This window comes from Psychromonas marina (assembly GCF_030161115.1).
GTDB classification, from domain to species: domain Bacteria; phylum Pseudomonadota; class Gammaproteobacteria; order Enterobacterales; family Psychromonadaceae; genus Psychromonas; species Psychromonas marina.
The window spans coordinates 130,836-145,539 of sequence record NZ_BSPQ01000005.1; the positions used below are offsets into that span (position 1 = coordinate 130,836).

Annotated in this window: 10 protein-coding genes and 1 pseudogene; 5 read left to right on the forward strand and 6 right to left on the reverse strand. The window is 39.6% G+C overall.

All coding sequences use genetic code 11. The features are described 5' to 3' along the window. Positions 1-51 precede the first annotated feature (51 nt). From QQK09_RS09165 to QQK09_RS09175, 4 genes and pseudogenes are all read left to right on the forward strand, one after another. A complete protein-coding gene (locus tag QQK09_RS09165) occupies positions 52-1,680 on the forward strand; it encodes a PTS transporter subunit IIBC (RefSeq protein WP_284203830.1) in 1,629 nt (542 codons plus the stop codon). A gap of 102 nt (positions 1,681-1,782) precedes the next feature. Then, positions 1,783-2,589 (forward strand): endonuclease/exonuclease/phosphatase family protein, encoded by an 807-nt coding sequence (locus QQK09_RS09170; protein ID WP_284203831.1) that lies wholly within the window; start codon positions 1,783-1,785, stop codon positions 2,587-2,589. Positions 2,590-2,696: 107 nt separating this feature from the next. After that, positions 2,697-2,792 (forward strand): annotated as a pseudogene (locus QQK09_RS19370) (IS6 family transposase); the annotation flags it as partial. A gap of 333 nt (positions 2,793-3,125) precedes the next feature. Further along, positions 3,126-3,818 carry a B3/B4 domain-containing protein gene (locus QQK09_RS09175; protein ID WP_284203832.1) on the forward strand — a complete coding sequence of 231 codons (693 nt, stop codon included), beginning with the start codon at positions 3,126-3,128 and terminating at the stop codon, positions 3,816-3,818. A gap of 163 nt (positions 3,819-3,981) precedes the next feature. Here the strand turns inward: QQK09_RS09175 and gnd are convergent, their stop codons facing one another. The 6 genes from gnd to QQK09_RS09205 form a co-directional block, all read right to left on the reverse strand. Beyond that, the gene (gene gnd / locus QQK09_RS09180) at positions 3,982-5,430 is read right to left on the reverse strand and encodes a decarboxylating NADP(+)-dependent phosphogluconate dehydrogenase (RefSeq protein ID WP_284203833.1); all 1,449 of its coding nucleotides are present in this window, start codon (positions 5,428-5,430) and stop codon (positions 3,982-3,984) included. 57 nt (positions 5,431-5,487) lie between these two features. Continuing rightward, the gene (gene zwf, locus QQK09_RS09185; protein WP_284203834.1) at positions 5,488-6,987 is read right to left on the reverse strand and encodes a glucose-6-phosphate dehydrogenase; all 1,500 of its coding nucleotides are present in this window, start codon (positions 6,985-6,987) and stop codon (positions 5,488-5,490) included. A 217-nt stretch (positions 6,988-7,204) separates the two neighbouring features. Next, the gene (locus QQK09_RS09190) at positions 7,205-8,992 is read right to left on the reverse strand and encodes a sugar phosphorylase (protein WP_284203835.1); all 1,788 of its coding nucleotides are present in this window, start codon (positions 8,990-8,992) and stop codon (positions 7,205-7,207) included. Between the two features lie 27 nt (positions 8,993-9,019). Further along, positions 9,020-10,243: a glycosyltransferase family protein gene (locus QQK09_RS09195; protein ID WP_284203836.1), complete on the reverse strand. Its 1,224-nt coding sequence runs from the start codon at positions 10,241-10,243 to the stop codon at positions 9,020-9,022. A 51-nt stretch (positions 10,244-10,294) separates the two neighbouring features. Beyond that, on the reverse strand, positions 10,295-11,131 hold the full coding sequence (locus tag QQK09_RS09200) for an HAD-IIB family hydrolase (protein ID WP_284203837.1): 837 nt from the start codon (positions 11,129-11,131) through the stop codon (positions 10,295-10,297). A gap of 11 nt (positions 11,132-11,142) precedes the next feature. Next, on the reverse strand, positions 11,143-12,018 hold the full coding sequence (locus QQK09_RS09205) for a P-loop NTPase fold protein (protein WP_284203838.1): 876 nt from the start codon (positions 12,016-12,018) through the stop codon (positions 11,143-11,145). A 578-nt stretch (positions 12,019-12,596) separates the two neighbouring features. On the opposite strand from QQK09_RS09205, the gene QQK09_RS09210 reads away from it, so the two are divergent. Continuing rightward, positions 12,597-14,654, forward strand: coding sequence for a bifunctional 2',3'-cyclic-nucleotide 2'-phosphodiesterase/3'-nucleotidase (locus tag QQK09_RS09210; protein ID WP_284204117.1), 2,058 nt, complete (start codon positions 12,597-12,599; stop codon positions 14,652-14,654). The last annotated feature ends 50 nt before the right edge of the window (positions 14,655-14,704 follow it).

Below are 14,704 nucleotides of genomic sequence, written 5' to 3' on the forward strand. Positions count from 1 at the left end.
TATCGCAGGGCGTTGATGACGTTAACCTGCATTTCAACCAAGGAATTAGTTATGAGTAAGTTACTATCATTTGATTTTTGGCAAAGATTTGGGAAATCCCTTATCGTTGTTATCGCGGTGATGCCAGCAGCCGGTATTATGATTTCATTAGGTAAAGTCGTCGCAATGTATGCTGGTGGGTTCGGTATGATTGAAACACTAGGCCATATTATGGAAAATATTGGTTGGGGAATTATTGTCAACCTTCATCTGTTATTTGCTGTCGCTATTGGTGGGTCGTGGGCCAAAGAACGTGCGGGTGGTGCATTTGCAGCGCTTATTGCCTTCATCTTAATTAACCGTATCACCGGGGTTATATTAGGCGTAGATAACGCTATGCTGAGTGACCCTCATGCGATTGTGATGAGTTTATTTGGAACTGAGCTGCCTGTCTCTCAATTTTTCACTAATATTTTAGGCGCACCGGCGCTAAATATGGGTGTTTTCATCGGTATTATGTCTGGCTATTTAGGTGCCAACTTATATAACCGTTATTATGATTTCTCTCGGTTACCTGAGGCATTAGCATTTTTCAACGGTAAGCGTTTTGTACCTTTTATGGTTATTTTTTATTCGGTGATCATTGCACTTGGTTTATCGATTGTATGGCCTTTAATTCAAGGTGCACTCAATGACTTTGGTCAATGGATTGCAACCTCTAAAGACACTGCGCCGATCGCCGCTCCTTTCTTGTATGGTACGTTAGAACGTTTATTACTGCCGTTTGGTTTACATCACACCTTAACAATTCCAATGAATTACACCGAGTTGGGTGGTTCTTATGAGCTATTGACTGGGGCGAGTGCGGGTTCAAGCGTTTATGGTCAAGACCCATTATGGCTTGCTTGGATAAGTGATTTAAATAATCTTAAATTAAGCGATCCGGCAACTTACCAGCATTTATTGGATACTGTGCATCCTGCACGTTTTAAAGCGGGCCAAGTAATTATAGCAGCGTCATCATTGATTGGTATTGGTCTTGCGATGTATCACTGTGTTGATAATGATAAACGTAAGCAATATAAACCGATGTTTTTATCTGCATGTCTTGCTGTGTTATTAACGGGCGTGACGGAACCGATTGAATTCATGTTTATGTTCATTGCTCCTGTTTTGTATGTTGCACACGCGGTGTTAACAGGCATTGCATTTGCACTGGTGGATGTTATGGACCTACGTGTACATGCCTTTGGTTTGATTGAATTACTCACTCGTATACCAATGATGATTTCAGCGGGCATAGGAGGTGATTTAATTCGTTTCGCATTGGTGTGTGTTGTTTTCTTTGTGGTTAACTATGCGTTGTTCCGTTTGCTAATTGTGAAGTTTCATTTACCAACACCGGGGCGTAAGGGTAACTATCTAGATGAAAATGCAGAAGGCATGTCGCAAGATGAGAAGCTTGAAATTATTATTCAAAATTTAGGCGGACGTGGCAATATTTCTGAGATTGATGCTTGTATGACTCGCTTGCGTATTACGGTTAATGATCCGCTATTGGTTGCTGAATATTCTGCATGGAAACCGACGGGAGCACTAGGTTCAGTGGTTAAAGAACATGGGGTACAAGTTATTTATGGTCCTGGAGTGGATGTGATTAAATCTAGATTACTTGATAAGTTTGCAGCGCAACCTGCGTAATTCGTTCTCTATATTAGGTGTGAATAACAAGCGAACAATATCGATAAACGCAGCCTTGAAGCTGCGTTTATATCTCAGTACATTTAAATAGGCGAATAATAGATGAAGTTATTGACGCTAAATACCCATAGTTGGCAAGAAGATAAACAGCTAGAAAAGTTGGATATAGTAGCGCAAGCCATTATTGAACAAGAGTGCGATGTGATTGCATTGCAAGAGGTTAATCAACACCAAGATAGTCTGCTCGCTGATGCTAACATATTAAGTAATCATCCCGTGTTAGCTGATAACTATGGTTATTTATTACAGAAAAAACTGGCAGAACTCGGTCATCACTACCAACTGACGTGGGATTTTGTTCACCAAAGTTATGAAGTATATCAAGAGGGATTAGCATTTTTGACGCGGCTGCCCATTCTTGAACATGAGGTCATTGACTTAAGTGATAATTATGATGTGAGTTTTTGGAAACATCGACGCGCAGTACGTATTAAAGTTGCTTCCCAACAAGGTGAACTCGATTTTTATAATTGTCATTGCGGCTGGTGGAATGACTCAGATAGCCCATTTGAAGATCAAATCAAGCGTATCACGGCGACATTATCAACAGGGTTGAGCTTTCTACTAGGTGATTTCAATAACCCGAGCCATATACGTAATGAAGGTTATGATTATCTATTACAGAGCGGTTTAATTGATTGTTATGAAATAGCAGAAAAAAAAGATACTGGTGCCACTGTGATTAAAAATATTGATGGTTGGCAACAAAATAACCAGGCTTTACGGATTGATTTGGTTCTTAGTAATCAATTGGTTGCGGTAAAGCAGCATCAGGCGATTTTTAATGACGATTTTTATCCGATTGTGTCGGATCACTTTGGGGTGTTGGTTGAAGTGGAAGTTGCTTAGACCTTATTAAATCATTGATTACTTTGAAAAGAGTGTATCTATGAAATTAATAATAATGGGGGGTATCAACTTATCAACCCCTCATCCAATTGTACGATAATCTGCTGATGAAAAATTCAAATATCTATGCAGGTTATCGTTATCCTGCCCAAATCATCAGCCACGTAGTTTTCCTTTATCATCGTTTTACACTCAGCTGTCGTGGGGACTGCCAAGTTAAGCTTGAACATAGTCATCTCATCTAACATTTGAGCTAATCTTAATAATATATCAATAGGTTGCTGTTGTATTTGTGAGAAGAAATGACCTAAATTCCATTAAGTGACAGTGCCTTTCTACTTATTGAAAAATTTACCCCTTTCAAATATATTCATATCGATTAGCCCTGTGTACGCGAACGAATCCAATTACTCATATTGTTATATTACTAAGCTATAATCATCCAACATATAAGCAGTAGTATTGTTAGATATATAAATTTATTTTTAATATATCGTGAAGAATAGTAAGTTTTTAAAACGAATGAGGAATGCTTAATGATTACTGTAACACCGTCAATTGACCTTAATATTTCTGACATAGCGCCTGAATATCGGGCATTGAGTATTACCGTAAAAGGGACTGCGATTAATAATGCAGAATATGCAGCTAAGGTGTTAAGGGAGGCATGCCAAGACGTTACGGAGAATGACTTTTCTTGGTCTATTGCGCACATCGATGCATGGGGAGAGGCATTTAGAAAATTTGGTGCAAAGCCTAATAGAACTCCTTGCTCAGCAGCAGCCCTTCGAAAGCGTGTTTTAAAAAATGGAGAAATACCGAGTCTTGATCCAATTGTTGATATTTATAATGCGATCAGTATTCGTTATGCGATTCCTGTTGGTGGAGAAAATATAGATGCTTATCAAGGCATGCCTCGATTGACGATCGCTGACGGTACAGAACACTTTGATACAATGAAAAATGGCGAACCGATAACAGAGACTCCTGAACCAGGTGAAGTCGTTTGGCGTGATGATATTGGTATTACTTGTCGCCGCTGGAATTGGCGTCAGGGAAATAGAACACGTATTGACGCTGATACGCCGAATATGTGGATTATTTTGGAAAGCCTGCCTGCGATGCCATTAGATAAACTGAAAGAAGCAGGGGATGAGATGATTAAACATTTAAGCGTGATTATGCCCGATGCGACAATTGAGCATGAAATGGTGTTTATACCGAAATAGTCGCTGAAAGTGCTAATGTTCAGATTATCTCTAGATGACTAGTTATTGTGGGTGATTTGTTGATATAAGTGGTTATTTGAGGCTTTGTTATTCACTCTCAAGTCGCTCTACGGATCAATAACGAGACAATGGTGCTGACTACCCATTGTCTCAATCCAGTTAATTAAGCATCATAAGTGGTTGATGATGCATCTCCACCATGACCTGTCCAATCGGTATGGAAAAACTCCCCTGCTTTTTTATCAAGCCTTTCATAGGTATGCGCTCCAAAGTAATCTCTTTGCGCTTGGATCATATTTGCTGGTGATTTTGCCGTTGTATAACCATCTAAGAATGTTAATGCTGAAGTCATGCAGGGCATTGGTAGTGCTATTTGAAAAGAGGTGGCAGCAACATTCCGCCAAGCAGGCATACAGCGCACTAAGATATCTTTAAAATAAGGATCTAAGGCTAGAAATGCTAAGTCTGGGCTAGTGACAAAGGCATCACGTATATTGCCTAAAAAGGCACTACGGATAATACAGCCGCCACGCCACATTAACGCTACGTTACCGTAATTAAGCTCCCAACTGTTATCTTGTGATGCTTGCTTCATGAGCATAAAACCTTGTGCATAAGAGATAATTTTACTGGCTAATAATGCATCATGTAATGCGTCTATCCATTGTTGTTTATTGCCTTTAATGGGAGTGATTGACTTATTAAATAAGGCTTGTGCATCAACTCTTTGCTGTTTTAAAGAGGATAGGTAACGGGCAAATACCGATTCTGTTATTAAGGTGAGTGGAATACCTACATCTAATGCGTTAATGCCTGTCCATTTACCGGTGCCTTTTTGTCCTGCTGTATCCATAATCTTTTCAACAAGAGGCTGCCCATCTTGATCTTTGTAGGCCAGTATTTGTGCTGTTATTTCGACTAAATAGCTATTTAATTCGCTTTTGTTCCACTCTTCAAAGGTCGCTTGCATCTCTTCATGAGACATTAATAATGCCTCTTTCATAAAATGATAAGCTTCGCTGATAAGTTGCATATCGCCATATTCAATACCATTATGGATCATTTTTACAAAGTGCCCAGATCCAGCATTACCAACCCAATCACAGCAAGGTTCACCTTGTTCTGTTTTAGCGGAAATAGCTTGGAAAATAGGTTTAATATGCGGCCATGCTTGTGAGTCGCCGCCCGGCATGATGGAAGGGCCGTTACGTGCTCCCTCTTCACCGCCCGAGACACCTGTGCCAACAAAATGTAACTGGTGTTTCTTTAATTTTTCAACGCGTCGGTTGCTATCAAGGTAATTTGAATTACCGCCATCAATAACGATATCGCCTTTATCGAGCAAGGGAATCAATGCATCAATAAAATCATCTACGACATCACCCGCCCGCACCATCAACATAATTTTACGAGGTTGTTCAAGTAGATTGACCATTTCTGACAATGAATGCGCACCAACAATATTGGTATTTTTAGCTGCGCTAGTAAGAAAATGATCGACTTTTTCCACCGTACGATTAAATGCAACCACCTTGAACCCATGATCGTTCATGTTTAATATTAAGTTCTGCCCCATCACCGCTAAACCAATCACTGCAATATCAGCTTTCATTATTCTTTTCCTTCTCATCATTATTTACGTTACTTCAAAAAAATTAGGCGCTTATCGTTATAATTCACAATAATCGGTATCGGTTAAATTTTTACAGGGGGAGCGCCATTTATGCCCATCCTTTATTAATAAGTGCTCAGCTTCGACGGGTCCCCATGTGCCTGATGCGTAGCCATAAAGTGAGAAAGATCGCTTTTTATAGTCTAAAATTGGTTGCACAAAATTCCAACAAGCTCGTACTGCGTCACTTCGAGAAAATAGCGTGGCATCACCTTTAATCAAATCTAATAATAAGCGTTCATAGGCGGTTAATAGCTCCGTCTTTTTTAAATCACTATAATGAAAATCCATTGCAACTTCTTGAGACTCAAAACCTGAACCTGGTTGCTTTAAGCCAAAACCTAAGACGATGCCTTCATCAGGTTGAATACGAATAATGAGTTTATTTTCCGGTGCATGAGCGGAAAATACGGGGTGAGGTGTCTTTTTAAAATGAATAACGACTTCAGTTACGCGTGTGGGCATACGTTTACCCGTGCGAATATAAAAGGGCACGCCATTCCAGCGCCAATTGTTAATAAACATTTTCAGGCCAACATAGGTTTCTGTTCTTGAATCATCAGGTACACCTGCTTCTGCGCGGTAAGCGGATAAGTCTTCGCCACGTACTTTTGATTCTGTATATTGACCGAGTACTAAATTATGTTTGAGATCATGCTCTGAGAGAGGCTTTAAACATTGTAATACCTTAACTACTTCATCGCGCATTGAGTCGGCATTAATCACCGAAGGAGGCTCCATTGCAACCATCGCAATCACTTGTAATAGATGGTTTTGTAGCATATCGCGCATTGCTCCTGAACCATCATAATACCCCCCGCGTTTTTCAACACCTAATGCTTCAGCGCCAGTGACTTCAATATAATCAATGTATTTACCATTCCATAAGGGCTCAAATATGCTATTTGCAAAACGCAGTACTAGCATATTTTGCACTGTTTCTTTACCTAGATAATGGTCAATACGATAAATTTGCTGCTCTTGAAAATGTTGGTACAGTGCTTTATCAAGTGTAATTGCTGAGTCAAGATCATAACCGAAGGGTTTTTCGACCACTAAGCGTTTCCAACCTTTTTGTTCATTATTGAGGTGATGTGCGGCAAGGTGTTGGGCAATAACAGAATACAAACTGGGTGGTGTTGCCATATAAAAAAGAGCATTATTTTCTAGCTTAAAAGTGTCGTTTAACTTAGAAATTCGATCCTTTAAAATTGCATAATCATTTACATTCGCAGTATCAATGGATTGGTAAAATATACGTTGGCAAAAATCAGCTAATAACTGCTTGTTAATGACAGCACTAGCGGGAATATTGTTAATTAATTTATCACGAAATGCTTGATCACTATAAGTACTGCGACTCACTCCAAGAATAACAAATGCAGTAGGTAGTTTTTGCTGTGTGAATAATTTATACAGTGCAGGCATCAACATGCGCTGCGTGAGATCGCCCGAAGCGCCAAATATCACAATACAACTATTATCAATAGCTAACATTAACGGGTCCTTAAGTGAGTAAGATAAAAAGGTAGGTCAAAGAAGCTTAGTTCATGATCTCCTTGTATCAACATAATCCTGTTTAATTATGATCTTTAAACCTAACTAACTATTTTTATGATGTCGATTTATCACTTAATTAAATCATAGAACCCTGCTAATCAACGGTTATTTCATGATGGTGCGGGTGACAATTAATATGAAAATTGTCACCAAATTAGTGCAAGTTGTTTACACCCATATCGCAATTGCTTATCCACATGGTTTGATAGGGAGCGAGTGTTAATGTCTCCAATTCCATATCAATGGTTGCACCTGTTAATAGATCAATCCAGTCTTCGCTCATAATCAGGTTCAAGCTATTAATGGCAAAAACAATCTCCTCATTATTTATATTGCTGACGCAAAATATACTCTGTTTTCTATCTAGGCTTTGGCGCCAAAAGCCAAATAGTTGCAAGCCTAAATGCAGGGTGAATTGGGTCGCATTGGGGTGGAATGCAGGTTGTTTAATACGAATATCAAGCAGGCCTTTAAGTTTCGCTAACACGATATGGTGATGGTTATCAGTGTCAGCTAGTTTTTCCTGCAATGCCTGATAATCCCAACGATGGCGGTTGATGGAACGATTTTGCTGCGTATTTTCAAACTTCTCGTAATCATTTTGTGTACCTAATAGGCTATGAATATACACCCCTGGAATACCCTCTAACGCAAACATAATCGCGTGTGCACAAATAAAGCGCTGTAGGCCTAATTCATCTTTGCCTTCTGTGGTGCCTTGCAGGGCATCATATAAAGCAATATTAATTTCATAGGGTTTTGGTTGACCAGACTCAGTGCTACGCCAAGAGACTTTTCCGCCAAACTCCTGCATCGTTTCAACTAAACTGTTGATCTCTTCATCATTTAATAACCCTTCTGCGGGGCGCAAGCCGATACCGTCATGTGAGGCGATAAAATTAAAGTAGGTGGTGCCATTTTGTGCGGGTGGCATACTCATTAACCAACGTTTTAGGTATAAACAACTACCCGTCACTAAGGTATTAATTAACAGAGGTGGCAGTGAAAAGTTATAGATAGCATGGGCTTCATTAGCATTACCGAAGTAGGTGAGGTTTTGCGTATTGGGGATATTAGTTTCAGTAATAATGACCGCATCGGGATGAGAATGCTCGATCAAGGTTCTTAATAAACGGATCACTTCGTGGGTTTCGGGTAAATTAATACAGCTACTGCCGAGTTTTTTCCATAAAAAAGCCACCGCATCAAAGCGAAATATTTTCACCCCCATATCGAGATATAAACGGATAATAGATACAAAGCTTTTTAATACTTCAGGATTTCTAAAATCGAAATCGACTTGGTCATGACTGAAGGTACACCAAACATGCTGTACCCCTTTGCCTGTTTGTGTTTCTCTTAACAGATCTGAGGTTCTTGGACGTACGACATCAAGTGTATCGATATCCGCAGGCGCAGTGTAGAAATAATCATGGCCAATGCCCTCGCCCTTGATGAAGTTTTCAAACCAAGCGCTACGGCTAGAGCAGTGATTGATCACGAGATCTGACATTAATCGTCTATGCTTAGCAATCTCCTTAATATCATGCCAGTCGCCTAGCCCTTCATTGACACTAGAATAATCAATGACAGAGAAACCGTCATCGGAACTGTATGGAAAGAAGGGCAATATATGCACGCTATTAACGCTAGCACCAAGGTAGGTGTCCATAAAGTGTTGCAAGCTAACTAAAGGCTTCTGCTCTTTTTTAACAATGCTATCACCATAGGTGATCATAATAACGTCTTGTTGCGACCAATGATTTTGGTAAGCAATGGGCTGATAACAACTTTTATCAAGACCCATGATGTTAATTAAATCATCACTCAATGACTCGGTATTTTGACCCAACTCTATCTCTTTATAAATAAAATTAAGGTGCTGCGTTAATTTAGTTTTTAATGCTTGCTGTTCTTCAGCGGTTGCCTTTATATCGCTCATAACATCCCCTTATTGCTAATTCATAATCTATTCACTAAATTCTTGATAATCTAATTCAACCGCTTCTTTCAGCTGCTCTAAGGCATCTGGCATCGCGCTTACTACGCGGTTCCATGAAGGAATAAAGGGGGTATCCATTGGTTTATCTAAAAATATTTGTCCTGCGGTCATTACGTTTTCAGCAAACATCTCTACCGCTTTCTCTTCATTATGAATATCTAGATCTAAGCCATTCATCATTGCATCACCGCGATACATCTCAACATAGTCGAGAGCAATACGGTAATAGGTTGCTTTCAAGGTACGGATACTCTCAGTGCTAAAAGTTTCACCCTGTGTCGCTAATTTACGCATAAATGCTTTGGTGATATCAATCGACATTTTTGACAAACCGCCATCCACACTCTCTAAGGACAAATCCTGATGTTTATGGTCATAGGTGGTGGCGATATCAACCTGACAAGTACGGTTGCTGGCATAGTTGCGGTGCATCTCTGATAGCACGCCTATCTCTAATCCCCAGTCACTAGGAATACGCAGGTCATTTAATACATCTTTTCTGAATGAGAACTCACCCGCTAGTGGGTAGAGGAAGCTATCGATAAACTCTAAATAGTCGTTATGGCCAACGGTTTTTTTCAACGCTTTAACTAGAGGTGTGACTAACAGACGTGAAACGCGACCGTTAATCTTTCCATCTGCTACACGTGCGTAATAACCTTTACAAAACTCATAGTTAAACATGGGGTTAGCAACGGGGTAGATTAAACGTGCCAGTAAATCTCGCTCGTAGGTGACGATGTCACAGTCGTGCAGTGCAACCGATTCAGTTTTTCCTGATGCGAGGGTGTACCCCATGCAGTACCAAACATTACGTCCTTTACCTAACTCCTTTGGTGCGACGCCAAGCTTTTGTAATTTAGCATCTAGCGCTTTTAATCTTGGCCCTTCGTTCCATAATACACGGTGATGTTGTGGTAGTTTTTTGAAAAACTTTAGCGCGTGTCGATACTGTTCTTCAGTTGCTCTGTCTAGGCCGATCACTATCTCCGATAAATAGGGAACCTCACAAAGATGATCAACAATCGCAGGCAGTGCGTCACCTTCCAATTCAGAAAATAGGGAGGGGAGAATCAGTCCCATGGGTCTAGTTTTAGAAAAAGTTTCTAGTTCGGCTTCAAGGTCTTCGTTACTTCGTTGTGCTAGGTTATGCATCGTTGTAACAATGCCATTCTGATAAAAATCAGCCATGTTAAATCTCCATTTTTACTAATCTAATTTTTCTTATCTAAATTTGCTTATCTAAGTTTGCTCATCTAAGTTTGAAAGTACAATTTTGTGCAAACACTCAGCCCAACCGGCAGGTCCATATTGCTGGCTTTGGTAAACGTCATGTTGTCTTTTTAACTGTGGGAAATCGTGCACGGGTGAGCGTATTTGCACCGCAATGGTTGCACATTCAAGCATCGCGCTATCGTTATCACTATCGCCCAGTGCAATGGTTTGAAACGCTTCTGTTGGGTTATTCTCTTGATACTGCTTTGCTAACCAGCGTTGCGCTTGGCCTTTGTCTGCATGACCACTAACATGAACAAAACGTCCGCCTTGTAGAATATTCGCGCCTAGTTTTTGCATATGTGCAATAAACTCAGCCAATACTTCCTGCGAGCCTAACCAGTTAAGTGGTTCTCCATATTGGCGCTGTTTCGCCATTGTTGCTTGTGCAGTGTTAAGTCCCGTCAGCGCGGCTAACTGTTCATTAGTTAGTTGCGAAAAACCTTCAAAGTATTCACTAAATTGAGTTGCATGTTCTGTTAATAACGATAACCAGTGGGCTTTATCTTGGCAAAAAGGCTTCACCCAAAAATCACCTTGCTGTTGTGTGCCAGTTGGCTGTTTTTTAAAATAATTAACCGGGATATAAACGGCCGCGCCATTTTCAATAATGAAAGGAGAGGTCAAATGTAGCTGCTCACGAATATTTAATATCTCAGACAATGTTTTGCTAGTATTAGGAATAATCGCTATATCATGAAATTTCAACGCGACGATCGTATCTTCAGCGTCTTCTGTTTTATAGCTATAATGGTCCATTAAGGTGCCATCTAAATCGGTAAAAACTAATGTTTTTTTAATCATTTAAAGTCCCATTATTTACTAACTATTTTCTCTATTTTTCTGTCATTATTAAGGTGAAAAACCACATCGCAGCTTGCGGGTAATGTCGCTAGGCAGTGTTCGGTTAAACGTTGATAATATTGAATAAACTGCAACACTTGTTGTTCAGACATAATGCCGCTGCGATTATCTCCTTGTGCGCTCAATAGCAGCTTTTGTTCCTGTTCCAAACGCCATTGATAAACACTGTTAAAAGAGGGGGCTTTTAATAGCACCCAAAAATCGATCTGGGCATATAGGGGTTGATAATCGTTTAATAGTTTGTGATTAACATAGGTGCGCCAATTTGCATCTGTATCGAACTGTTTTTCTAGGCTATTAACCGGTTCAACTAATTGTTCTTCACTTTGTGCTTGTACGCCCCAACACCATCCTTCAAAAATAACAATATCAACAGGTTGAATAGCTTCTGGCCATTCATCGCTAGGGTAGGGGTTACCGGTGGCTTTATTAAAACGCGGTAAAACGATATTGCTATCTGCCTGCTTTAATTGAGAGAAAACCTGTTGGATATGCTTTGTATCGTGGGTGCCTGGTACACCGCGGGTTTTTAAAAGAGGATGAATATTGGCTGCTAACTCCAGACGAGTTTGTTGTGAAAAATAGAAATCATCTAGAGAGAGGACAATCACGTTTAATTGGCTATTATGGCGAATATAGTCGTGCAGAAACTCCGATAAAGTGGACTTTCCTGAACCTTGGCATCCATTGATACCAACAAAAAAGGGTCCTTTAGACTGACTTTGGCGCTGACCCATGATTTTTTCAGCAAGTGGCACAAAGTTAGCTTTAGCGACGTAAATAAAATCTTCCGTCAACTGGTGTTTGTTTATAAATGATTTAAACATCTTATCCCATCCCTTCACAACGCATTGATTAATATAAGGCAATAATCACGCCAATCTAAAAGTATTGTTTTTTAAATTTACATTTCAAATGTAACTGATTGTTATTTAAACGTTAAAATTATTTTATGGTTTTAGGTTAGTACTAGAAATTGGAAATAGTTTATTTAATATTTAAAGAAATGGATCAATTTGGTGCAATAAAGGCAGTTAGGTAAGTTTTCTTTTGATGGTAAAAGTAACAACATATTTTGTTAGCTATTGACAGAACGAAATTATAAATTTAATTGTTGTCGTTCAACTCACATTTTCAATGTTATTCATTAACTAAGCTATTTTGATAACTAGAAGTTAATTTATTAACTCGTTATTTGTTAGCTTAATATCAGTACAAAATAAAAGTAATAACCTAAGGAAGAGGCGTTATAAGTACGACAATCGTATTTATAACTAACTTAATAAAGGCTCAATTGTTTTCTCATTGGGCCTTTATTAATACTAAATGCGCTAAAAGTGATCATTCTTGCACAGCCTTTGATGACTCATTTAGCGCTATTAGTGTAAATAATAAAAGGAAATATATTTTGAATAAAACAGCGCTAGCAATATTAATTTCATCCGTAGTGGGGCTGACAGCGTGCAGTTCTAGCCAAAATAATGGTGACTTCTCTGCACAATTACGAGTGCTTGAAACCTCTGATATTCATGCCAATGTGATGGATTACGATTATTATCAAAGTAAAAATGATATTACTATCGGATTAGCACGCACAGCAACGGTCTTACACAATGCGCGAGCAGAAGTGGCCAACACTATTCTTGTCGATAATGGTGATCTGATTCAAGGCAGCCCAATGGGTGACTACGTTGCGAGTGAATTCAATAAAGGTAATGAGTTTACGACTCATCCTGCCCATAAAGCGATGAACCTACTCGACTATGAAGTCGGTAATATTGGTAATCATGAGTTTAATTATGGTCTCGACTTCCTTGAGAAAGCGATTGCAGGTGCTGAATTTCCTTATATTAATGCCAACGTATATTGTCTGGCTGACTGTTGGCAGGGGAAAAAAGAGGGCGAGAACCTCTTTACTCCCTACCTAATTAAAAAAACTAACATTATTGATAGTAACGGCAAGCAGCGCACTATTAATATCGGTTATATCGGATTTGTTCCTCCACAAATACTGCAATGGGATAAGCAAAACCTTGAAGGCAAAGTAAGCGTAAAAGGAATCATAGAAAGTGCGCAGAAATTTATTCCTGAAATGAAAGCCAATGGAGCAGATATCATTATTGCTATTCCACATTCTGGTATTGGTTCTAGTGAAAATCCAGGTGATGTTAATGCAGAGAATGCAACCTACTCATTAACAACGGTTGCTGGTATCGATGCCATTATGTTTGGTCATAGCCACTCTGTTTTCCCGAGTAAACAATTTGCCGGTGTGCCTAATGTTGATATTGAAAATGGATTAATCAATGGTGTACCTGCAGTTATGCCTGGGCGTTGGGGTGATAATCTCGGTGTGATTGATTTAGCGCTTCAATATAGCGATAACAAATGGACAGTGAGCAGTGCAAAATCGGAGTCTCGCCCAATATTTAAACGTAACGAAGCAAGAAAAAAAGTAGCACTTGTTGAGGCTGATAAAGATATCCACAACGCGGTAAAAGTAGAGCATGCCGCAACACTTGATTTTGTTAATGCGCCGATCGGTAAAGCAACCAGTGATATGTTTAGTTACCTGACATTGGTGCAAGATGATCCAACAGTGCAAATTGTCTCTAATGCACAATTACAATACGCAAAAGACCAAGTCGCATCATCACAGGGTGAGTCCTTAAAAGCGTTACCAGTGTTATCGGCAGCAGCGCCCTTTAAAGCGGGTGGTCGCCACAGTGCCGCTTCTGATGTTGATTCATATGTACAAGTTGCTAGTGGTGATTTGACCTATAAAAATGCGGCTGATTTATATCTTTATCCAAATACGGTAGTGGCACTAAAAGTAACAGGTGCCGAACTAAAAGATTGGCTTGAATGTAGTGCCAATCAGTTTAATCAAATTGATGCAAACAGCACTGCGCCGCAACATCTAATTAACTGGAAAGATCATCGTACTTATAACTTTGATGTGATTGATGGCGTTAGCTATAAAATTGATGTCACCCAAGCAAACAAGTTTGATGGCAGTTGTGCGCTTAAGAATGCAGACTCAGAACGTATCGTTGGCCTCACTTATACCGATCAAAGTGGTAAAGCAATCAGTGGCAAAGCGTTGATGGCGCAAGAGTTTATTGTGGTGACCAACAACTATCGTGCATTTGGCGGTAAGTTTGCAGGCACTGGTGCCGAGTATGTTGTAATGGAGCAACCTGATACTAACCGTGATGTATTAGCGGCCTATATCAGTGCTGAAACAGCGGCTAATGGGGCAGTTGACCCATCTGCAGATAATAATTGGGACTTTCTGGATATCAACAGCTCTGTCGCATTAGATATCCGTTTTGAAACTCAAGATAGTATGACAGCAGATAGTTTTATTAAAACCTATGCACAGCGCTCGATGACTAAATTACCTGAGCAGGACGATCTTGGTTTTGCGGTATATCAGATTGACCTAAAAGCTAAAAAATAAAAACGACTTAACAACATTGCTATCAATAAAGCCTCTTCGGAGGCTTTTAT